Consider the following 22,346-nt stretch of genomic DNA (forward strand, 5'->3'; position numbering starts at 1 on the left):
TCTGATTATCTCAATAATTTGCTAAACTCCAACTTTGGGGATAGCAAATAAAAACAATTTGAGCAGGGAATTTGGAGGGGGTTGCAGAGTGGCTGATGATGAACGCATAGTCAATACACAACAGATACATCCAAAAGACTTTTCATGGAGATTATGGCCTGTTCTGCCACTCTACCCATATGGCAGGCGACAGACAATCCGCAAAGAAGTGGTCAAGGACGCAATCTGGAATTTTGACCAGATTCAGGGGATTTTCTACGTTGTTGTACCGATTCGTATGACTGTGGTTAAGCTCGAAGCTGGGGGCCTTCTCGTCTACGCGCCTGTAGCACCAACTCCAGAGTGTATAAGGCTTGTGAATGAGTTGGTGGCAGAACACGGTAGTGTTAAGTACATCATCCTGCCAACTATCTCCGGTATAGAACACAAAGTCTTCGTCGGCCCATTCGCCAGATACTTTCCGACTGCACAGGTGTTTGTAGCTCCCCATCAGTGGAGTTTCCCGCTAAATCTCCCCCTTAGCTGGCTTGGCTTACCCCCGAAACGAACTCAAGTACTCCCAGAAGATAGTAGCAAAACACCCTTTGCTGACGACTTTGATTATGCGATGCTTGGCCCCATCGAGCTTGGCCCTGGTCGGTTTGCGGAAGTTGCTTTTTTCCACAAGCGATCGCATACTCTTTTAGTAACAGATTCTGTGCTTTCTATCCCAGAAGATCCACCTGCGATCATCCTATTAGATCCATATCCTTTGCTATTTCATGCCAAGGATCATGCTACTGACATTGTTGCAGACATTCAGGCAAATCGCCGTAAGGGTTGGCAGCGCATCTCGTTGTTTGCTTTGTACTTTCAACCAAGCGCCCTAAATATCCCCCAATGGAGTCAGGTATTGCAAGATGCCTTGAAAGCACCAGAACGTTCAAAGAAAGCTTATTTTGGATTGTATCCCTTTAAATGGCATCCAGATTGGCAGCGATCATTTGATGCCCTGCAAGGGAATGGACGTTTGTTTGTCGCACCAATTTTACAGACGTTGATTCTGAACCGCGCACCAAAAGAAACCATCGACTGGGCTGAGAAAGTTGCAAGTTGGGACTTCGAGTGGATTATTCCCTGCCACTTTGATTCACCAATTAAAGCCAAACCGTATCAGTTTCGCCAAGCTTTCTCTTTTTTGGAAAAGCAACCTGCTGTCAGTGGGGGTTTGTTCAACAGTAGCAGCTATCCTTTGCCAGAGGAGGATTTTAAAGCACTTAGGGAAATCGATGCAGGTTTAAATAAGTTTGGCATTGTGCCATCAGCAAAGGAGAAGGTGTAGAGTCTGAGTTCGATAAACCTCTCCCTAACTTAAACATATTTGAGGGAGAGACAAGCTAAAACCCATAGAAGTAAAGGTAGGCAAATTTCCGCCACAATATACTAGCTGTTGTTTAGTTCCATGAATGAAATATTTTCATGGGAATAAAGCCATTTTTCAAAATTGCCTTTACAGCGCGACCATTCTTTATATCATGTCCGCTTAATTAGTTATTCTTAAAACTCTCTTTCCCCCTGCTCCCTGCCCCCTGCCCCCTGCGGTCTTAATGATAAGTCTTTTACCGGACATGATATTATCTGTCATTGCGAACCAATCAGTATCTCTGTTTCTTCCACGAACAAAATTGACTTTAGTTTTTTGGACTGCGGGAGTAAACCATACATGACCAATTTCAGCACGACCATTATTTAGTGCGATCGCAAGTAATGCTACAATTCCCACTTGAATATTTGCTGAGTTTTCAAAGACTGTCCAAGTAAGGTACACCCATAGGGGCACGGCAGTGCCCCTACACCTAGCGATATAATGTTGTACCGCATCTGAGTGGGAACCGCTATAAACTCTTCAGGTGTTCAGTAAATAAGCAACACCTAATATTGATTCTCTGTGAAAATGCTGAAGAGTCTGGTGAAAAACTTTGGTGTGGAAAGCGTAGGCGTAGCCCTTCTCTACGAGAGGCTGCGCCCTAAGCGTAGCTATGCCGCAGGCTTTACGGCTGCGCTCAGGAACCACCCGTCGGAGACATCGCTACTTGTCAACTCATCGGGAATTCTGCTGAGACAAATCCATCAAATTTGCCAGCTTGTAAACTACCCGCGCCCCGACATTACCATCCCACTCAGCATCACCGACTTCGCAGATATCAAAGCCAATAATTTTTCTCCCACTATTAACCAACTCCCGGAACAGACAAAATGTTTGCTCTAATTCCAATCCACCTGGAACAGGAGTACCTGTACTCGGACAGAGTTTTGGATCTAGACCATCGACATCAAAGCTAATGTAAACATACTCAGGTAGATGACTGATAATTTCTCCGCATAAATCAAGCCAAGTTGTTCCAGAGTAAAGCTTTTGTTTAATGGCAGGGTCGTAATAAGCAATAATGCGACTATCAGATTCGTCAATCATTTGCACTTCATCATGACTAATATCACGCAAACCCACCTGTACTAGCTTGGAAATTTGCGGTATTTTCATCGCATTAAACATAATCGACGCATGGGAAAACTCAAATCCCTCGTATGCATCGCGTAAATCTGCATGGGCATCAATGTGCAAAATGCCATAGTTGGCGTAGTTAGCCGCTAATGCTTGGAAATAACCTAAAGGCGAACTATGATCTCCACCAATGACTGCAACTCGTTTACCCTTGTTAATTGCTTCTTGACAATTTTCAAACAGCCATTGATTAACCTGTTCGCCAGCCTGATTAATTTCTGTCAAGACAGGAGTTAAATCTGGTGTATCTGAGAGTTGTTTACCTTGGGCTAATCGCTCGATAATTTTTGCTGCCAAGGTGCGATAGTATGTGTTCTTCTCTAAAATATCTTGGGGAATTTCCACCATGAAAATTCCCTGCTTCCAACCATCAGGGTTATCAAAATCGAACAAATCCAGTTGAGTCGAAGCATCGAGAATTCGCTGTGGGCCATTAGCAGTGCCTGCGCCATAGGAAACAGTGACTTCCCACGGCACACCAAAGACAATCAAGTTTGCAGACTCGTAATCGCAGGGCAAACCTAAGAGGTTGCCATTTATTTCACCTACGCCGCTAGGATTGTAGTCTTGTAATTGATTACTCATCGATTAACTTCTCGATTTACGTGGATAGACAGCACGCCGCCTAGTGGACATCTGCATTGTAATAAAAATTTTTCACAGGCGGTAAACTAGGTTGTTGACAAAAGTCCTCAGTTCTCTTTTAGAGGTTGTTTGAAAATTGGTTGGCTGTGATGTTAGGTACTAACTGATCCCCCCTAGCCCACGCCAGTCGCTCCACTTGGTCGCGCAGCGTCTCGCAGAGAAGACCGCGCTGGCTCCCCTTAAAAAGGCTACGGTGTACACACAAGTGTGTTAACATTGCCCCACAAGCTTTTGATCCCCCCAACCCCCCTTAAAAAGGGGGGCAAAAGCCCTTCAAAGTCCCCCTTTTTAAGGGGGATTTAGGGGGATCTAGAACGTTTTGTTACCGAGAAGAAAACTTTTCAAACATCCTCTTAGGGTACTGGGTGTAAGGGATTTGCAAACCAAATATAAGCACAGACACGTAGCCATTTGTTATAAGCGATGTCAAAGGCGGCCTACGCTAACCCACCTCGCCTCAATGCAATCCTTGATACAGGGTACATTATTAATTAGCTCAATTTTTCTGCTGCGCGTCCAAGCAGCAACTCGTCGTCAGGCATCGCCTCTGTAAAACCCGAAATGACTAACGAAGAACTGCTGCAAATTATTGAACAAGCTGTCAGAGACAATTTGACAAAATTAGACCTTTCTGACAAACGCTTAACAACGCTGCCACCGGAAATTGGCCAACTCACCAACCTGCAAACCCTCTACTTCTACGGAAATCAACTGAGCAGTCTGCCACCGGAAATCGGCCAACTCACCAACCTGCAATCCCTCGACCTCAGCTACAATCAACTGAGCAGTCTGCCACCGGAAATTGGCCAACTCACCAACCTGCAATCCCTTGAACTCCGCAACGATCGACTGAGCAGTCTGCCACCGGAAATTGGCCAACTCACCAACCTGCAATCCCTCGACCTCAGCTACAATCGACTGAGCAGTCTGCCACCGGAAATTGGCCAACTCACCAACCTGCAATCCCTCGACCTCAACAGTAATCGTTTAGAATCACCTCCACCAGAAATTATCACGAAAGGGTTTAAAGCAATTCTTGACTTTTGCAGACAACAACTAGAACAAAAAACCGATCGCCTCTACGAAGCTAAATTAATCATTGTGGGAGAAGGTGGTGCAGGTAAAACTACACTAGCCAAAAAAATTCAAGACAATAAATATACGTTACAACAAGATGAAAATACCACCGAAGGCATAGATGTTATTCAATGGAAGTTCTTGCTTGACAATAACAGAGAATTTCAGGTCAACATTTGGGACTTTGGTGGTCAAGAAATTTACCATGCTACCCACCAATTTTTCCTCACAAAACGCTCCCTTTATGCCTTGGTTGCTGATACTCGCAAAGAAGACACAGATTTTTATTACTGGTTAAATGCGGTTGAATTACTGAGCGGTAATAGTCCTTTGTTAATTGTCAAAAATGAAAAGCAGGAGCGCAAACGAGAAATAAACGAGCGTGAGTTACGGCGCGAATTCACTAATTTTAAGGAAACACTTACTACAAACTTAGCCACTGATCGCGGTCTGTCAGAAATCTTAAATAAAATTAAGCATTATATTACTAACTTACCTCATGTTGGAATAGAACTCCCCAAAACCTGGGTTAAAGTGCGGGAAGCTTTAGAAGGTGACTCCCGCGAATATATTAGCTTGGAAGAATATATGAATATTTGTCAGAAATATGGTTTTACTAAACAGGAGAATAAACTCCAACTCAGTGGCTATCTGCATGATTTAGGTGTATGCCTTCACTTCCAAGATGATGACTTGTTAATAAAAACCGTTATTCTCAAACCTACTTGGGGTACAGATGCCGTTTACAAAGTGTTAGATAATTCCCAAGTGATTGAAAAACTTGGTCAATTTGATCGCAATGATTTAGCAAACATTTGGCATGAAGGCAAATATGCCGATATGCGACCAGAACTATTGCGGCTAATGATGAAATTTAAACTGTCCTATGAAATTCCTAGTCGTCCTGGCACTTATATTGCGCCTCAATTACTCTCTGTTAACCAACCTGATTTCAATTGGGATGAATCCAATAACCTAATTCTGCGCTATAAATATGACTTCATGCCGAAAGGTATTCTCACCCGCTTTATAGTCGAAATGCACTCTGATATTGAACAACAAACCCTAGTTTGGAAAACAGGCGTTGTTCTTGCTAAATACGAAAGCCGTGCTGAAGTAATTGAACACTACAATCAACGAGAAATTCAAGTCCGCGTCGCAGGCAAGCGCAAGAAAGAACTGCTAGTAGTTATTAACAATGAACTAGAAAAAATCCATAAGTCTTACGAACGTCTGCAATATCAAACACTTGTTCCTTGTAATTGTGAAAGCTGTAATGATAGTCAAACGCCTCATTTTTACCGCCGAGATGTGTTGTACAAATTCCGAGACAATAATCGCTACGAAATCCAGTGCCAGGATAGCGGTGATATGGTAGATGTCCGCAGACTAATTGACGATGTTTTACTCACTTCACAAAATCCACAAATACTCATGTCTGAAACTGTAACCAGAAATCAAGTTTTCATCAGTTATAGTCATCAAGATCAGGAGTGGCTTACTAAACTCCAGAAACACCTCAAACCAATGATTCGCAACCAAAAAATGCTGGTGTGGGACGATACCAAAATTCAAGCTGGTGCTAAGTGGCGTGAAGCAATTGAAAATGCTTTGGTAGCAGCAAAAGTGGCAGTATTGTTGGTCAGCCCAGATTTTTTAGCATCAGATTTTATTGCTGATAATGAGTTACCCCCATTATTAGATGCAGCTGAAGCCGAAGGACTTACGATTATTTGGATACCGTTGAGTTTTAGCAGCTATGACGAAACAGAAATTGAAAAGTATCAGTCAGCGCACCCTCCCAATCAACCTTTAGACAGCCTGAACCCAGCACAAGAGAATAAAGCTTTGGTGGATATTTGTAAGAAGATCAAATTAGCAGCAGTCCCTCAGTAGAAAATAGCTACGGTGTACGCACAAGTCGAAAAATCTTCTACCCACATTTTTGTCAGATTAAGGGCACGGCAGTGCCGTGCCCTTACGGGTGTACCTCATGTAAACGAGAACCGCTATATGGCTTCTACTAGTGAAACTCTTAGCTATCGATGAAAACTTCATCTAACTCGAAGATAACCTCACTAATTTTCGAGTGTGTATCTGCCAAGACGGGAACTTTGACTTCTGCTTCAGCTTGTAAGTCAAAGTCATACCACTCGTTACGCCATTGCAGGCGAAACTTCAAACGTGTCCAGTTAGGTGGTAGGTTGGGACAGGCAACGGGGCCAAACTGAGTCATCCGAATCCCGCCAAACCCAAAAACTACTGCTTGCCAAACTCCTCCAGCACTGGCGGCGTGAATTCCTTCGGCGGCATTGAGTCTCACATCCTCTAAGTCTACCAAGGCCGATCGCAGAAAGTGTGTATAGGCTTCAGTTGGTTGATTGAGGTCGCAAGCTAAAATAGCGTGAATGGCTGGGCCTAGTGAAGAACCATAACTGTGGTCGGTGCGCTGGTTGTAATAGTCCCAGTTGGTGGCGAGGGTGTTATAGTCGTAGCGATCGCGCAATAAATACAAGAGCATCAATACATCTGGCTGCTTGAGAATCTGCTTTTGGCTTGTGGCTTCAATTCCCAACAAACCTTGCAATGATTTGCTGCGCGGTTCGTAATCAGCAAGGTTAACGTCTTCTAACTGGAAAAAGCCTTCAAATTGCTCAATTAAACCCGTTTGGGCATCTTCATTAACAAATAGACGCTCTTGGATTTCCGCCCATCGGTGCAGACGCTCTGTGGTTAAATTGAGTTGTTGTACCAATTCTGCTGAGGTTTCAGGGTAAGCTTGTTTGAGCCAGTCCCACAGCGCCAAAGCTGACTGCAAATGCCACCGTACCATCAGATTGGTGAAGGCATTATTATCGACGCGATCGTGATTTTCATCAGGGCCAATCACATCTAGGATGTCATAACTGTGGCGCTCTTGGTTCCACTGCACCCGACTTTCCCAGAAAACAGCCGTATCAAGGAGAATTTCTGCGCCATAATCGCGCATCCAGTCATCATCGTTAGTAGTTTGCCAGTAGTGTAAAACCGCATAGGCGACATCTGCGGTGATATGCACTTCAATGTCACCGCACCAGATGCGGATTAATTCACCGTTGGGAGCTGGTACCCAACGCGGAGTTACTTCATCGCCAGTAGTAGCACTTTCCCAAGCAAACATGGCTCCTTGATAACCTGCTTCTTGAGCTTTGCGTCTAGCTCCTGCTAAGGTGTGGTAGCGGTAGGTGAGCAAGTTCCGCGCTAGGGCTGGTTGAGTTAAGGTGAGGAAGGGGAGGATGAATATTTCCGTATCCCAAAAGATGTGTCCGCTATAGGCAAAACCAGAGAGGGTTTTGGGAGGGATACTCACCCGACTATCGTGGCGCGGTGTTACAGCTAGTAATTGGAAAAGATTGTAACGGACGCTCAATTGAGCCAAGCGATCGCCTTCTATAATAATGTCACTGTCTTGCCACACTTGATCCCATGCAGCAATGTGAGCTGCCAATAGGGTAGCATATCTGGGTTCATCAGCGAGTCTTTGTAAGGCGGCAGCAATGGGGATTTCTGTTTCCCGTGAAGTAAACAGGGTAACAATCTTTTCGACAGTCACCGTTTTTCCTGGGTATAACTCCAAGGTAGTTGTCAAAGTGGGAGAACTAGAAGCATTTTCGATGCATACGGGTGTAGTTTCGTCACCATCTACCACTAACTTAGCAGCCATACCAAGTTTAATACCTGAGTGGATAGTTTGACTATTGAGCCAGATAATCTGATCTATGCCACCTTGGTTTAAGGTTCGCCAATGGTTAACGCCTTGGGTATCTGGTTCACTGTCAAATTCTGCTTCGATAGTAATTTCACCCTCAAAGTCTACGGATGTAATTTGAGTGCGAATCGCCAAAACATGTTGATCTGCTAAACTGGTGAAACGCTCAAAGTGAAAATCTAGGGTATGACCATGAGGACTACGCCACCTCACATCACGGCTAACTAAACCCAAACGCAGATCAAGCCGACGTTCGTAGTTGAGAATTTCGCCACTTTCCATGCTAAAGCGAACGCCTGCTACTTTCACCACCAATGGCAGCCAGTTGGGACAGTTTACCAGTGCAGTATGAGTAATTGCCACATCATCATAAACACCGTGGATGAGTGTGGCTGGCAAATCCTGGGAATACCCTTCCTCAAACGTACCCCGCACTCCTAACAACCCATTACCAAGAGTGAAGACGGTTTCTTTATGATGTAACTGCGTCGGGTCAAACTCCGTTTCAATAACGTTCCAGTCAGTATTGTCAATTAATTGCTGATTGTGCTGAAAATTTTGAGTGGAGACGTTGAGCATGAGTAATAAAACCTATGTCTAGGGGCTGGCTGTGGGCAGGATGCAGTACAATTAGGAGAAATCTTTAAGTGATTAACTCTTTTTCTCTAGCGCCTAGACTTGAATCTAGCCTAAACACAAAAAGAAGACATTCCTATTAACACTAACGTTTCATTTTTCATCTGTCTACAGTTAGATTTATTGAATAACGCCAGTTATAACTCATAAATCTTAACTAGCCAGGAATTGATTCAGCTTTTCATCAATTTCTTTCATATTTATCAGCATCACCATACAATTCATTGCGTTGAGAAACAGGCAATGTTCGCTTAAATTATTTTGTTTGTTATTTTTAATTAAAATTCCCGAAAAGTGAATTAGTCATTAGTCATCATTCATTGGTCATTGGTACTAATGACTGATGACTAATCACTGTCCGTTCGCTCATTTTGAGAAGAGGAGAGGAATTAATGCCATAAGGGGAAAGGAATAGAGCAAAATTAGCAACCCAATGGTACTAATAACACCATTTCCCGATAGTCTGGAGGACATCTTCGGGAGATGGGTGCAAAAGATGAGCAGTGAAAAAACACAAATAAGTTCGGAGCGGATTGATGATATTCCAGTGATAGTGGAGTGGCTTGTTCAGATGGAGATTGCCAAACTGATTGGCCAAAAACTGAACAAGCCACATGGAAACCATCAAGGATTAATACCAATTCACAATTCGCAAGTCGCAATTCGCAATTAAAAAACTTAGAGTTAGCAAGGCTTTTAGGGTTTGCATCTGCATCAAATTTTTCGTGAAATGATATAAGCTATGGGCAACTCATGATCACCCAAGCAGATCATCGTTTGTGTGCAGTGGAAGCCTGGGTGAAGGCACATCAAAAGATTTTGGAGTTGAGTACAGGATGGTTGATAAGAGAAAAAGATGCCAGTGATGACCGCTTGGCACGAGCAGATATCAGTAGTTTTAGTTTAGGCGATCGCAAATATTAGAGACTAAGCCTACTTAGTCCTTATTTCCAGCATTTTCAACAGTGCTGACTCTGGAGGATGTAAGCATATAAATTACACGAGTCAATATTATTCCTCATGGTCTTGAAGTGAAGCAAGGCTTATGTAAAACTTGAGATCCTTCGCTTTCAGCCTACTTTTAAGGAATTGATCAATGGCGCGTCTAGCCCTGCTGAGTGTATCTAACAAAACTGGTTTAATTGACCTCGCCCGTAGCTTGGTTGAAGAATTCGACTTTGATTTAATCAGCAGTGGGGGAACAGCCCAAGCACTCAAAGATGCGGGACTCCCTGTTACGAAGGTTGCAGATTACACAGGTTCACCAGAGATTTTAGGTGGTCGAGTCAAAACCCTACATCCCCGAATTCATGGCGGAATTTTAGCGCGGCGAGATGTTCCCCAAGATATTACAGATTTAGAAAATAACCAAATTCGCCCGATTGATTTAGTGGTGGTGAATCTTTATCCTTTTGAGGAAACGATCGCTAAACCAGGGGTAACATTATCCCAAGCTGTTGAACAAATTGATATCGGTGGCCCTGCTATGCTACGGGCATCATCGAAAAACTTCGCCCATCTGGCTGTATTATGCGACCCAGCCCAATATGACGAGTATTTACAGGAATTGCGGCAAAATAACGGCATAGCATCCCTAGAGTTTCGGCAAAAGGCAGCATTAAAAGGATTTTCGCACACTGCTAGCTACGATCAAGCGATCGCTTCTTACCTCGCAGAAGCACAGCAATACACCCTTAGCGGTACACAATTACAATCTCTGCGTTACGGCGAGAATCCCCATCAACCCGCCGCTTGGTATCAAACTGGTACTACTCCAACGGGATGGGCAGCCGCTACAAAACTTCAAGGCAAAGAACTTAGTTACAATAATTTGGTTGATTTAGAAGCTGCACGCCGAATCATTTCAGAATTTACTGATACCCCAGCAGCAACGATTATCAAACATACAAATCCCTGTGGTACGGCATTGGGAAGCACTATTTCAGAAGCTTACCAAAAAGCCTTCAATGCTGATTCTACTTCTGCCTTTGGTGGAATTGTCGCACTCAATCGCCCGATTGATGCGGCTACAGCCAGCGAGTTAACCAAAACATTTTTAGAATGCGTGGTTGCACCAAGTTGCGAAGCCGAAGCTCAAGAAATCCTGGCAAAGAAATCTAACGTGCGGGTTTTGACTCTAGCTGATTTGAGCAGTGGCCCTAAGGATACAGTGAAAGCGATCGCAGGTGGTTTCCTTGTCCAAACCGCCGATGATATTGTTGCAGATACCAGTCAATGGCAAATAGTCACCGAACGTCAACCCACACCAGACGAATTAGCCGAATTGCTGTTTGCGTGGAAAATTTGCAAACACGTTAAATCTAATGCCATTGTTGTAACAAGCGATCACACTACACTAGGAGTAGGTGCTGGTCAAATGAACCGCGTCGGCTCAGTTAAAATTGCCCTCGAACAAGCTGGAGAAAAAGCTAAAGGTGCAATTCTCGCCAGCGATGGATTCTTCCCCTTCGATGATTCTGTGAAAACATCCGCAGCCGCAGGAATTACAGCCATCGTCCAACCAGGGGGAAGTTTGCGCGATAAAGATTCCATCAAAGCTGCTAACGAACTCGGTTTGGTGATGGTCTTAACTGGTGTACGTCACTTTTTACACTAAATTATTGCCCATTAGGTGTGCAGTTTAAAAAGTGTCACATAGTTTACTTGCTTTTTGATTTAATTAGTGATATGTTTTAGTCGTGTGTGAGGAGCAAGTTAAAAATAAAAAGCGCCTGGGGTGGAAACACGGCAACACTCCCAGGTGCTTTTTAATTTGTCAGAAATTGGATTGCTTGTGCAATTTTAGAAATGTCACTCAATATACTTGCCATTTAATAGAAGTAGTGATATTCTCTATTTGTGTGTGAGGAGCAAGTTAAGAATAAAAAATGCCTGGGGTGGAAACACGGCAACACTCCCAGGCATTTTTTAATTTGTATACAGAAATTGGATTCCTTGCCATATCGATTAGAAAAATTTTGGCAATAAATAAATCGGCCATAGAGACGTACAAATGTCGCCCAATACTAATGTGTTTGTAGCAGCAATTAGTGTGAAATGGGATCAGAAAGGAGATTGTCGGTGCAGTTTTGAAAGTGTCACTCAATATACTCGCCTTTTGATGGAAGCAGTGATACTATTTAATCGTGTGAGGAGCAAGTTAAAAATAAAAAGCGTCTGGGGTGGAAACACGGCAACACTCCCAGGCGCTTTTTAATTGGTATGCAGAAAAAATTCCTTGCAGATTTGCTGGAGTTTTTGAGATAATCAGCTACAGTCCAAAATCCAGTCAACCCCACCCACAATCAGAAATTCAGGTGCAAATCAATCGGCTGACTCAACAAATTCAGTTCATCATCGAAATTGATCGATTGAAACAGGTGATGCGCCAAACTCTACTTATTGATGGGTCACGCCGGGAAAATAGTGCAGAACATTCTTGGCATTTAGCGGTGATGGCAAGTGTATTAGCAGAATATGCCCCAAAGGGTGTTGCTATATTTCATGCCATCAAAATGCTGCTAATTCACGATTTGGTAGAAATTGATGCAGGTGACACCTTCTGCTACGATATGCAGGGTAATGACAGCAAAGCAGAACGAGAAGCACAAGCAGCGTTACGCTTATTTGGACTTTTGCCAGCAGATCAAGGTAGCGAGTTGCGTTTGCTTTGGGATGAGTTTGAAGCAGGGGAAACACCCACCGCTAAATTTGCCGCAGCCCTAGACCGTATACAACCCTTGGTGCATAATCAGCAAACTCAGGGCGGGACTTGGCGCATTCATGGCATTAGGCGCGATCAGGTGATGAAACGGGTAGCGCCAGTAGAAACGGGTGCGCCGGAATTGTGGCCTTTTGTCCTGCAATTGATTGATGATTGTGTGATAGCAGGATACCTAAAAGAGACTTCTAACCTCAAGATTCAGGGCTGATACGCTAGGGTTGTGGATGTAACCTCGCCCAGCCGTACCCGTAATATAATTCCACGCCAAGCGATCGCTACCCTTGAATCAAAAACTCACAAATTTTTTCGTACACACTGAAGGCGACTATACAGCGTAAGTTAAATCACCTTGGTGTAGCATCGCCCGTCCACCAGTAGAACGCCTTACTAAATCCAGTTTTTGCCCTTGCCAAGTTAAATATTGCCAAGATTCAGGAAATTGAAGTTGATGATAGCCGAGAGAAATGGCAGGTGGCGACCAAGTATAAAAGCGCAGAGTTGGCGAATGCTTTCCCGAATAATGCTGTTCTAGCAACCAGCGGTCAATCGCCATCTGCACATTGCCAGTCGCCTCTAGCAAAGGAATTAGTCGCCAAACCTGCTTGCTATGTATCCGATGCAGCAGAAGCCCAATCTAAAATCCAAAAGCGTTCGACTGAGCGCTCACGCCGAAGTCTAAAATCCAAAATTCCTTAAGTTGCACCAAATTCAGATTGTAAAGCTTCATCGTTATTATCAGCGATCGTTGCCACAACGGTAATCAGCCGAGACACTTCGCCAGGAGATAACTCCGCTAAGGTGCGTGTTGATATCACAACCACCCGGTTTTCAATAATACCGAAACGCGCTTCAAAAGTACTAGAGCAGTTTAACTCCAAAAGATACCGCATCAACTTAGGTTCATTTTTGGCAGGTAAATTTAGCACCGCAGACCAAACCGTTATGGTGTCTTCATCGGTTGTCCCGTTGAGTTGGACAAATACTTGCACACTTCCATACTTAAACTTCCAGAGGTAACCACCCTCTGGAGTGTGGCTAACCATCGCACTATCATCTTGTTCCAAAGAGTCAATAACATTTTCAATTACCTCCACATGGTTAATGCTTGTCGTCTCGGCGATTAGCTCATTAATGGATTCGTTACTAGTTAGGGTTTCTTGGTAGCTTGTCATACAGATTTTTTTCTCAACATACTTGCTGTTTTATCTACACATACTTTATAACTTGTGGACGCAGTTAGTTTGAGCTTCCTTTTGGTCTACTTTCCAAATGCCTAAAGTGTGGGGCTGCGATCGCGATCGTGAACTTGCGATCCAAAAGCCTATTTCCAGTGGATTTGAGGTAACTCTGGGACACCATTTTTGTTTGTAGAGGCAATTACTGAATCATCTATAACGATGTACTTTATTTACCCAAGTCTCCCCCACCATTGCCTAATCCCATTCTAGAATAGCTAAAAACTAATCAAGCTAATCAGCATCACATATCATGTGAGAGTGGCACTAGGAGAGAAAATATGCAGGCGATCGCCTTTCCGTCCTTTAAAACTAGCAGCGCAAATCAGTGAAGCATTGGGCTGGGGCTGATAATTAAATAGATAGTTAACAACCGCATCATTCGTATTTCTGTATGAAATTAGATCAGTATTAAGTTATTACTAGATATTGCATGACTTTCCAATAAAACAGTTTGGATGTAAAGTAATCACAAGGCGATGGAGCTCGCCACAACCGCCTTCTGGTTTTTACTTAAATATTTGATCAAAAGGCTAATGGCTCCTACTTTTCCGGCTTGCTACGGAAGGGTAGAGCTATTAGCCTTAAGCTTCCGTCAGCAAGTCACGCTTGTCCATTCATGATTCTGAAGCTGCGTGATGTTAGAAAGTTTTCTTTTAATCTTGCTGATCGGCTTTTTCGTGGGACAAATTGCCCGACGGCTGAAAGTCCCCGCCCTAGTAGGTATGATTTTGGTTGGAATTATACTGGGGCCTCAAGTTGCTGACCTAATCAGCCCTAATGTACTGGCAGCGTCTGCTCCTTTGCGAACGATCGCTGTAATGGTAATTTTAATGAAGGCAGGCTTAGGTTTAGACCGGGAAAAACTTGTACAACAAGGAACAGTAGCACTGCGATTAGGATTTCTGCCTGCGGCGTGCGAAGCCGTAGTCATTGCCATAGCTGCCATCTGGATTTTCCAGTTCGACTTTCCCACCGGGCTATTGCTGGGTTGTATCATTGGAGCGGAGTCGCCGGCTGTAATAGTACCGGGAATGCTGCGACTGAAAAGTTTGGGTTGGGGAGTTACTAAGGGTATACCTGATGCCATCCTCACTGGCAGCGCCCTGTCAGATGTGTTACTATTACTAGTATTTAGTTTGTTACTGAACTTTTTGACACAAGGAGCAACTTCCAGGGTGACATTGCCTTTTGGCATCACCTTAAGTGCAGTTCAACTCCTTCCTCTTCAAATTATTTGCCAAATTGTTCTGGGAGTATTGCTGGGTTTAGTGACAGCACAACTCTTGGTGTTATTGCTAGCGAAGCAGAACTGGACTCAAAATGCGGTGCAGGATAGCCTAGTTGCAGCGAGTTTAGCGTTGTTATTGGTAGTGCTGGCAGAGAAATTCCCCTTCTTCTCTGGCTATCTAGCAGTGATGGCAACAGGATTTTTCTTGATTGAGTTGGATGCTCCTTTAGCACGACGCTTGCGTTCTGGCTTCGATGGCCTCTGGGTTGTAGCAGAAATCGTTTTGTTTGTGTTGCTAGGGGCAAGTATTCAACTACAAGTTTTAGAAAAAACTTTGCTACCAGGACTGGTGATTCTAGCAATTGGCACGCTGATTGGACGCGCTCTCGGATGGTATTTGTCCACATTAGGGAGTAACTGGAAATGGCGAGAGCGACTATTTTTGCTGCCAGGAAACTCTGCTAAAGCCACTGTTCAAGCGGCAATCGGGGCGATTCCCTTAGCACAGGGAATTCAGGGTGGAGAAACAATTTTGGCGATCGCTGCTTTATCTATCCTAGTCACTGCACCTTTGGGAGCCTGGGCAATTCCTACCTTTGCACCTAAATTGCTAGAGCGGGGCGAGGTTGATCCTACAAAGGTTGCGATCGCACGTCGTATTGTCATACTAGCAGCAGTTGATACCTCCCCTTTGGCTAGTCAGGTATTGACTAAAGCCGCCGATCTTGCCCGTCGGAGTGATGGCGAGGTGATTGTATTGCACGTCATCCGCACAACCAATCCCCAAGAAGTAGAGTATCTGCAAGAAAAATCACAACGAATTTTAGCAGATATCCGCCATAAGTTCATTACCGTTGCAGGTTCAGTACCGGAAGAAATTATCCGTGTTGCTCAGGACTATCGAGTTGCTGATATTGTCATGTGCAAGCGAGGACATCAGCCTTGGGATGAAGTTCTGGTGGGTTCTGTCTCCCAGGCAGTACTAGAATCCAGCCCCATTCCTGTCATTCTAGTTGAAGATGAACGTATCCATAAATAACTTAATCTCCTGAAATATGGTTATTACGAATTACGCGAAACGGTACTAGCGATCATGCTGCAAAATCCTGCGATTCGTACCCCTGTTGGTATCAGTCTCGGTGCAATTGCTGGCGCACTCTCGCGCTATTATCTCGGTTTGTGGTTAACTCAACTTTTTGGTACAGAGTTTCCCTATTACAAATAATTTTTCACCTTGGGACTGGTACTTGATTAATTACCGACGCAATTACCGCATCCATTTGTAAACCATCCAGCATAGCTTCTGGTTTCAAAATCAGGCGATGACGTAACAGTGGCGATGCAACTGCTTTAACATCATCTGGTGTGACAAAATCCCTTCCAGTTAACCACGCTAAGGCTTGAGATGTCTGCAACCAAGCACCGGCGGCGCGAGGTGATGCACCCAAAGTTAAATCAGGATATTGACGCGATGTTCTAACCAACGCCAACAAATAATCAACGATCGCTTCTGATACTTTAACTTCTTTGACTGCAAGTCGTGCTTGCAAAATGTCGGCTACTGTTGCAATTGTTTTCAAACGGCTAATATCCAAACGCCGGGCTGCAAAACCCGCCTGACGATTCAGTAACATTTGCTTTTCCGCAGCTTGATCTGGGTAATCTACCACCAGCTTAAATAAGAATCTGTCCAACTGCGCTTCTGGTAAGGGATAAGTACCCTCAAATTCCAGGGGATTTTGGGTTGCAATCACCCAAAATAAATCTGGTAAAGGCAAACTTTCACCATCCAGCGTTACCTGCATCTCTTCCATCGCTTCCAGTAGCGCCGCTTGTGTTTTGGGAGGAGTACGATTTATTTCGTCAGCTAGCAGCACTTCGGTAAATATTGGCCCTTTTTTCAAAGTGAAATTGCGGCTATTCAAATCAAAAATATTTGTGCCAGTAATATCTGAAGGTAAAACATCTGGTGTTAGTTGAATCCGGCGAAAATCCCCTTGGATTAATTGCGCCAACACTTTTACTAAAAGGGTTTTCCCAGTTCCCGGTACTCCTTCCAAAATTACATGTCCACCCGCTAGCAGTGCTACTAAGAGTTGCTGTATGAGGCTAGATTGTCCAACAATTACTTGATTAATACCTTGACCAAGACGAATTAAGATAGGATGTGTTTCGCTCATATTTTTATTGATAAATAACCAACGCAGAGTACAATTCTAAAAAAATACGAATTATGAATTACGAATTAATCTAATGGTTCGCCATTTCCCCAACCAGCTTAACAGGTCTTTTTCACTGATGGGTTGTTTGCGAGATTGTAGCTTTAAAACTGCATCTAATTCTGCTGCACTTGCACCTGTTTTTTCTATCCAGAAATTGATTAAGGCTTGGCGTTCTAAAAGTACTTGCCCTAATCCCAAAGCTTTTTGGAGTTGTAGTTGTTCCTGTTTACCCACCATCTCTACAACAAAGTCGGTGGTATCAGCTTTCTGCAAGACTCCGGCTAAAGCTTGGATGTATGCCTCGCTGTTATCTGCAACTGGTGTATCTAACGCTACTGGCTTACCAAAGCGGCGATTCTGCGCCCAAATTAGCACTAATAGTAAGATACCTACCTGTATCAATATTGGAAATAAAGGAGTTTTAGCAAAAAAGCTAAATAAATTTCCTTCGCTTTCTTTCTTCCTGACATCAGCATCTTTATAGCCGTGGATGTATTCATCGACTAATACTGTGTTGCCTTTTTCAGTTACTAAACTGGCTAGGTACTTGAAATTACTTAAATAATCTTGGTAGGCGTTAGCGGCTAAATAAGGAGTGGTAGAAAAAATCACCTTTCCCTGTTTGTAATTTTCTTCCCAGACAACAGCACCAAAGCGATCGCCTAAATCAACTTGCTGGGAGTTAGCTTTTTTATATCGTCTACGTGTATCAATTTTAATGTCACCTTGGGGAGATTTTTGCAGAGTGCTAAACTCCGCTTCTGTAACCCGCGCCCGCGCACCCAAAATTACCAAAGTATTCCCTTTTTCTACCCATTCCCGCTCTTGATTATCCAGTACCGTCTCCCTTGGATAACTGCTTACCTGTAGGAAGGTAACAGGGTTTTTCTCTGGCTGAATATCACTAAAAGGCTTTTGCCAGCGCTTGATAGAAATTCCCTGCTGTTGCATAAAAGCATACCAAGCACCATAGCCATCGGAGGCGCGGTTATAAGTAGAGCCAGTGTTAATTTTAGTATTATTGGGAGCTGCAAACAAACTCAGTAAAACGATCGCAGCGAGTGCGATCGCTCCCATCCAAGCAAGGCGATTTGAACGTTTCATTTTCGATCACTATAATGACTTCGTTTCAGTATCACTAGTGCTAATACTTACTTATTTTTTCGATAAAGTCAAAAATATAGTTAATTTTTTTACACCAGTTTTCATTGTAAGTTCCAAAAAACCCCACCTTATGTAAAGAGTGGGGTTTATAGGGTAACTAAGGCTATTTAACCGCACATAAATAATATCAGATATCACTCAAATTGCATAAGCGATCGCCCCGATACAACAATAAAACCAACAGAATCAAGCCTAATCTGGGGCTGGCGAATTCCTTGCAGAATGGCTGCATTTAAAGCAGTTTCTATCTTCAATTCTTCAGCTAATGCATTATCCCAACTTTGCTGGTTCAGACGCAGGCGTAATTGTTCTACTCTATTGGCTAATTTCTTTTCGGCGACCTTAGCACAACTTTGGCACAATTCAATAAAATCGTGACGATTGGAAAGTAATTCCGAAGAAGTATTACGCACTTGATAGCAAAAATTTTGCCATTTACTAGGGTCAACAAAATCGCCAATAATTCCTAAGCGCTCTTTTGCTAGATTGTAATCTCGTCCTTGATTATTGTTTTTATCTTTATATGGACGTTGCAAAATACTTAAAAGGGCTTTATCTTCAACAACACGTATTGGCTCATTGCGACCATCAACATAGATTGTTTCTATAATTGGTGGAAATAGAGCATCAACACGCCGCTGCAAGTTTTTGAATTGAGAATTATCTAATTTGTTATCTAGTAAAAATTGTTTGGCAATTCTTAAATTTGCCTCGACTACATAATTGCATTGGAAACCGAACCACTCCTTCCCTTCTTTAGCATCCCAAGATGCATCAGTGCGCCACAGAGCAAAGGCTTCACCTCGGTCATCCCAGTTTATATAGTTCCAGAGTGCTTCGACAAATCCTTCCCCAACTCGAAAGAGTTTAACACCAGGATTCTGGTTTGCCACTCTGCGATTATAAGTACCAAATTGGTCTAGATAACTATCAGCAAAACGGTTTTTTAACTCATTGATGGGAACCAATGTCCGCGTTGTGGGTTGATAACGTCGCATCTCTGGTGAGTCGGGATTATTGAGTCCTCTGAATCCCAGCGCGTCACAAATCCAGCCTTCAATGGCTCGTTTCATTTCTAGATGACAAGCATCGTAATTATCTAGCTCTTGAAAATACTCGGTGGCAATTTCATCGTTAGCATCAATTTCATCTAGAGCATTTTGTTCGCTAATTTTTGCTATTTCAGCTTCAATTTGCTCTTGAATTGACGGAATCCTCTCTAACAATCCAGCCGCGCTTGATTGAAACAAAACTGTTTCTAATTCTGCAAGTTTTTCATCCACATAAAACTGTAAACTTGCAATTGATTGTTGGAAAATACCAAACCCATTTTTTAATACTTGATACCAAGCATTGTGAGGGCTATCTTCCAAATAGGGGCCAATCAATGCACAGGATTGGACGCCAATTTTGCTGCCAATGCGGTCAAGTCTGCCAATTCTCTGTTCTAATTGATTAGGCGACCAAGGAAGGTCAAAATGAATTAACCAATCGGCAAACTGGAGGTTACGCCCTTCTTCTCCAGAGCGATCGCATACTAAAATAAAGCAGTTTGGGTTATCCTTGAACCTATTTAAGCCTTCTTCAACCTTGTCGGGTGGTTCTCCAAATTGATGTTTGGCTACTGTCTCTGCACCAAAGGTATCAGACAAATATCGGACAATTTCGCCACAAGTTTGCACAAAACTGGTAAATACAATAAATTTGGGCAGAATATCACCAGTAATTGGTCTCTTGATTCTCTGCTGTATCCTTGTGATGAATTCCTTTTGATTCTTCCGAACGTTTGCGGGAATTTTGAAGTATGTACCTAGCTGATTCAGCAGCACAGTTTTCAAATTTTCCGTCCGTTCTCCGTCCTCTTGGGGTTGACGAATAACTTTTAGGAAGGATTGCAGAATCTCTTCTTCGCCTGCGAATTTGGGGGTCGTAGTTAAGATGCGAACATCATCTTCTTTAAACTCCTGGATGAGTTTAGCATGAGGTTTACCAGTTAAACGGGCGGTAATTACCTGCTCTAAAATGCCTAACCAAGTACCAGAAGCTAGGAATAACAGCAGAAAAATTCGCTGATATGACTTTTCATCAGGAGCAACACTACGCCATTGATTGAGAAGTTCGTGAATATCAAGCGATCGCTCGTCCAAATCATACTCTTCTTTCGGCGTAAAATTGCGGTCAAAGATCACATCTTCCACCGCAGCGCGACGGTTGCGAAGCATTCGGCGGTGTAGTCGATAGATATCGCTGACGTGGACACGAATCGCTTGGACTATTTGCTCTTGCTCAGTAGAATTTGCTTGTAAACAATTTTCTAAATTATCCGCCAGCTTCAATAAATACTCATCCTCAGCAAAGAGGTTTCGTAGTTGCTGCAAGTTGTTTTTGAGAACCAGAGGTTCCGCACCTTCTTTAAAAGAAAGGAGAACTTTACCAACTTGCTGACGGCTTTCAATTTTGGCGCGAAAACCTTCTAAATCACCAATTTTATAGGTTGTTGGGTCAAGCAAGTGCAACATGGCCAGAAAATCCTGCTCATGGTTGAGCACAGGAGTGGCGGATAATAAAAGTAAGCGATCGCTTTTATGAGCAAGTTCTTTGCAAGTCTGAAAACGCTGACGCACTGTTGCATCCTTTGAGGTCGCCATTGCTGCGATATGATGGGCTTCATCTAAAATTAAGCAGCCTATCTTCGCTTTCAGGTTGATTTTATGGATATCTTCAACCGCCAGCACTGCTACCCGTTTGCCAAAATGGGAGATGTAAAACTTGTTTTCTAACTCAAGCCGCCATTGTTTGAGCAAATATTGCGGAACTAATACCACCGCATTTTTTTTCGGTTCATCGAGAAGGAATTGACGCAGAATCGCCCCCGCTTCGATAGTTTTTCCCAGTCCCACCTCGTCTGCTAACAAGTAGCGCTGAATTGGGTCTTCCAGTACCCGCCTGACTACTTCAACTTGGTGAGGATAAAGATTAATATTTGCCGAAATCAGTCCTGTCATCCCGCGACTGACAGCGCGTTGCTTAATCAAGGATTTGACGAAAGCCAATCTTTTATCGTGGAAGTAAGGCGTTTCGTGACCCTTCATCGCCAGAGTTTCGATGGGGTCTGTATTTGGTAGATTACAACGAACGTAAATGTCTTCTTCTGAAGCGATCGCAGTTTTCTTGTCTGGTAAATCAATTTGATACATTTCCGTATCTTCATCCCAGATGAAAACTCTGCCAACTATCCATTTATCCTGGATTTGGGACTTAATATAGCATCGAGCCTGGGGTTCAAGCTTGACTTGAGAGAGAGAATTTAAAGGTAAAGTTTTTTGAAGACGCTGCCCTATAGAACAGAAATACTCAACATTCGCATTGGCATCAGATATTTCGGTAACTTTTCCGATACCCAAAGAGTTATTCTGGGACTGTACCAATAAACCAAGCTTAATCATAGATCCAGTCCCCTGAACACACTAAAAGAACCTTCCAGACTAGTTTTTTAATCCATATCTGGCAGTTTTGTCGATCAACATTATAGATAATAAACCGGTATTACAGTTTTTCGTTTTAGCGATATCTAGGACGGGCTACGCCTATGCTCCACCACGCAAAGTTGTAAAATCAGCCCAAAGGTTGATTTGCTTTGCGATTATTGTACTAGTTTTTAAATGTATTGGGACACATTGGTATTGTATTGCAGGGTATTGCCAAAATTATTTCGCTACCAATTAATGAAATACTGTACTTAGCTGATTATATGGTACATAGCGTGATAGATTCACACTTTGGCTTGATAACGCCACGATACAATTAAGGTGATGTAGTTTTATTTACTATGAAGAAAATCAGAGACAACACAATTAAGTTAAATCAATATTTAAAGTTGATGGGTATAGTGCCAACTGGAGGCCAAGCCAAGCTGATGATTCAAGGTGGCGATGTCCAAGTAAACGGTATGCTGGAAACCCGACGAGGGCGGCGACTAGTACCGGGCGATAAAGTAACAATAGAAGGAAAGACTTTAGAGGTGAATTTGGATAACAATGAAGACCAAGACCTAGTAATAGATTTTCCCGAACAAACAGAGTAAAGGATTTTATCCTAAATTGAAAAGTTCTTGTTTTGTCT

15 protein-coding genes, 2 pseudogenes and 1 riboswitch are annotated in these 22,346 nt (G+C 43.1%); of the genes and pseudogenes, 9 read left to right on the plus strand and 8 right to left on the minus strand.

Translation table 11 applies throughout. The features are described from left to right. Positions 1-88 precede the first annotated feature (88 nt). Entirely contained in the window at positions 89-1,321 is a 1,233-nt protein-coding gene (locus H6G92_RS20885) for a DUF4336 domain-containing protein (protein WP_190895515.1), read from the plus strand. Positions 1,322-1,522: 201 nt separating this feature from the next. Here H6G92_RS20885 and H6G92_RS20890 read toward each other — a convergent pair whose 3' ends face one another. Together H6G92_RS20890 and speB are read right to left on the minus strand one after the other, a co-directional pair. Further along, the gene (locus H6G92_RS20890; RefSeq protein ID WP_190895516.1) at positions 1,523-1,819 is read right to left on the minus strand and encodes a hypothetical protein; all 297 of its coding nucleotides are present in this window, start codon (positions 1,817-1,819) and stop codon (positions 1,523-1,525) included. A 261-nt stretch (positions 1,820-2,080) separates the two neighbouring features. After that, on the minus strand, positions 2,081-3,127 hold the full coding sequence (gene speB, locus H6G92_RS20895; RefSeq protein WP_190895517.1) for an agmatinase SpeB: 1,047 nt from the start codon (positions 3,125-3,127) through the stop codon (positions 2,081-2,083). A gap of 621 nt (positions 3,128-3,748) precedes the next feature. Here speB and H6G92_RS20900 point away from each other — a divergent pair. After that, positions 3,749-6,160: a COR domain-containing protein gene (locus H6G92_RS20900; protein ID WP_190895518.1), complete on the plus strand. Its 2,412-nt coding sequence runs from the start codon at positions 3,749-3,751 to the stop codon at positions 6,158-6,160. Between the two features lie 139 nt (positions 6,161-6,299). On the opposite strand, the gene H6G92_RS20905 is transcribed toward H6G92_RS20900, so the two are convergent. Then, positions 6,300-8,591, minus strand: a complete 2,292-nt coding sequence (locus H6G92_RS20905; protein ID WP_190895519.1) for a glycoside hydrolase family 65 protein — start codon at positions 8,589-8,591, stop codon at positions 6,300-6,302. A gap of 490 nt (positions 8,592-9,081) precedes the next feature. Here H6G92_RS20905 and H6G92_RS20910 point away from each other — a divergent pair, with 490 nt between their 5' ends. The 4 genes from H6G92_RS20910 to H6G92_RS20925 all read left to right on the plus strand — a co-directional run bounded on the left by H6G92_RS20910 (position 9,082) and on the right by H6G92_RS20925 (position 12,580). After that, complete coding sequence (locus H6G92_RS20910) at positions 9,082-9,321, plus strand: hypothetical protein (RefSeq protein WP_190895520.1); 240 nt, start codon at positions 9,082-9,084, stop codon at positions 9,319-9,321. Between the two features lie 80 nt (positions 9,322-9,401). After that, the gene (locus H6G92_RS20915) at positions 9,402-9,572 is read left to right on the plus strand and encodes a hypothetical protein (RefSeq protein ID WP_190895521.1); all 171 of its coding nucleotides are present in this window, start codon (positions 9,402-9,404) and stop codon (positions 9,570-9,572) included. A gap of 172 nt (positions 9,573-9,744) precedes the next feature. Further along, entirely contained in the window at positions 9,745-11,265 is a 1,521-nt protein-coding gene (purH, locus tag H6G92_RS20920; protein ID WP_190895522.1) for a bifunctional phosphoribosylaminoimidazolecarboxamide formyltransferase/IMP cyclohydrolase, read from the plus strand. A gap of 700 nt (positions 11,266-11,965) precedes the next feature. Continuing rightward, complete coding sequence (locus H6G92_RS20925) at positions 11,966-12,580, plus strand: HD domain-containing protein (RefSeq protein WP_190895582.1); 615 nt, start codon at positions 11,966-11,968, stop codon at positions 12,578-12,580. Positions 12,581-12,583: 3 nt separating this feature from the next. On the opposite strand, the pseudogene H6G92_RS20930 reads toward H6G92_RS20925, so the two are convergent. Together H6G92_RS20930 and H6G92_RS20935 are read right to left on the minus strand one after the other, a co-directional pair. Further along, positions 12,584-12,985 (minus strand): annotated as a pseudogene (locus H6G92_RS20930) (lipoyl protein ligase domain-containing protein); the annotation flags it as partial. A gap of 79 nt (positions 12,986-13,064) precedes the next feature. Continuing rightward, positions 13,065-13,544, minus strand: a complete 480-nt coding sequence (locus H6G92_RS20935) for a YbjN domain-containing protein (protein WP_190895523.1) — start codon at positions 13,542-13,544, stop codon at positions 13,065-13,067. Positions 13,545-14,073: 529 nt separating this feature from the next. Beyond that, a riboswitch (Fluoride riboswitch) is annotated at positions 14,074-14,160 on the plus strand. Between the two features lie 85 nt (positions 14,161-14,245). On the opposite strand from H6G92_RS20935, the gene H6G92_RS20940 reads away from it, so the two are divergent. Continuing rightward, on the plus strand, positions 14,246-15,877 hold the full coding sequence (locus H6G92_RS20940) for a cation:proton antiporter (protein WP_190895524.1): 1,632 nt from the start codon (positions 14,246-14,248) through the stop codon (positions 15,875-15,877). 54 nt (positions 15,878-15,931) lie between these two features. After that, positions 15,932-16,054: pseudogene (locus tag H6G92_RS20945) on the plus strand (fluoride efflux transporter CrcB); the annotation flags it as partial. Positions 16,055-16,067: 13 nt separating this feature from the next. On the opposite strand, the gene H6G92_RS20950 reads toward H6G92_RS20945, so the two are convergent. From H6G92_RS20950 to dpdE, 3 genes are all read right to left on the minus strand, one after another. Then, complete coding sequence (locus H6G92_RS20950; RefSeq protein WP_190895525.1) at positions 16,068-17,018, minus strand: AAA family ATPase; 951 nt, start codon at positions 17,016-17,018, stop codon at positions 16,068-16,070. A 51-nt stretch (positions 17,019-17,069) separates the two neighbouring features. Beyond that, on the minus strand, positions 17,070-18,164 hold the full coding sequence (locus tag H6G92_RS20955) for a DUF4350 domain-containing protein (protein ID WP_190895526.1): 1,095 nt from the start codon (positions 18,162-18,164) through the stop codon (positions 17,070-17,072). Between the two features lie 194 nt (positions 18,165-18,358). Beyond that, positions 18,359-21,670 carry a protein DpdE gene (gene dpdE / locus H6G92_RS20960; RefSeq protein WP_190895527.1) on the minus strand — a complete coding sequence of 1,104 codons (3,312 nt, stop codon included), beginning with the start codon at positions 21,668-21,670 and terminating at the stop codon, positions 18,359-18,361. Positions 21,671-22,053: 383 nt separating this feature from the next. On the opposite strand from dpdE, the gene H6G92_RS20965 reads away from it, so the two are divergent. Then, complete coding sequence (locus H6G92_RS20965) at positions 22,054-22,308, plus strand: RNA-binding S4 domain-containing protein (protein WP_190895528.1); 255 nt, start codon at positions 22,054-22,056, stop codon at positions 22,306-22,308. Positions 22,309-22,346: the final 38 nt, after the last annotated feature.

The sequence above is a fragment of the Nostoc foliaceum FACHB-393 genome, from assembly GCF_014698505.1.
Classification (GTDB): Bacteria; Cyanobacteriota; Cyanobacteriia; order Cyanobacteriales; family Nostocaceae; genus Nostoc; species Nostoc foliaceum_A.

Excerpts from the sequence above, each read along its gene's own strand:
- H6G92_RS20900 (WP_190895518.1), top strand. The coding sequence starts at position 3,749 with ATGACTAACGAAGAACTGCTGCAAATTATTGAACAAGCTGTCAGAGAC.
- H6G92_RS20910 (WP_190895520.1), top strand. The coding sequence starts at position 9,082 with ATGGTACTAATAACACCATTTCCCGATAGTCTGGAGGACATCTTCGGG.
- H6G92_RS20935 (WP_190895523.1), bottom strand. The coding sequence starts at position 13,544 with ATGACAAGCTACCAAGAAACCCTAACTAGTAACGAATCCATTAATGAG.
- H6G92_RS20955 (WP_190895526.1), bottom strand. The coding sequence starts at position 18,164 with ATGAAACGTTCAAATCGCCTTGCTTGGATGGGAGCGATCGCACTCGCT.
- H6G92_RS20940 (WP_190895524.1), top strand. The coding sequence starts at position 14,246 with ATGTTAGAAAGTTTTCTTTTAATCTTGCTGATCGGCTTTTTCGTGGGA.
- H6G92_RS20950 (WP_190895525.1), bottom strand. The coding sequence starts at position 17,018 with ATGAGCGAAACACATCCTATCTTAATTCGTCTTGGTCAAGGTATTAAT.
- H6G92_RS20965 (WP_190895528.1), top strand. The coding sequence starts at position 22,054 with ATGAAGAAAATCAGAGACAACACAATTAAGTTAAATCAATATTTAAAG.
- H6G92_RS20915 (WP_190895521.1), top strand. The coding sequence starts at position 9,402 with ATGATCACCCAAGCAGATCATCGTTTGTGTGCAGTGGAAGCCTGGGTG.
- H6G92_RS20905 (WP_190895519.1), bottom strand. The coding sequence starts at position 8,591 with ATGCTCAACGTCTCCACTCAAAATTTTCAGCACAATCAGCAATTAATT.
- purH (WP_190895522.1), top strand. The coding sequence starts at position 9,745 with ATGGCGCGTCTAGCCCTGCTGAGTGTATCTAACAAAACTGGTTTAATT.
- dpdE (WP_190895527.1), bottom strand. The coding sequence starts at position 21,670 with ATGATTAAGCTTGGTTTATTGGTACAGTCCCAGAATAACTCTTTGGGT.
- speB (WP_190895517.1), bottom strand. The coding sequence starts at position 3,127 with ATGAGTAATCAATTACAAGACTACAATCCTAGCGGCGTAGGTGAAATA.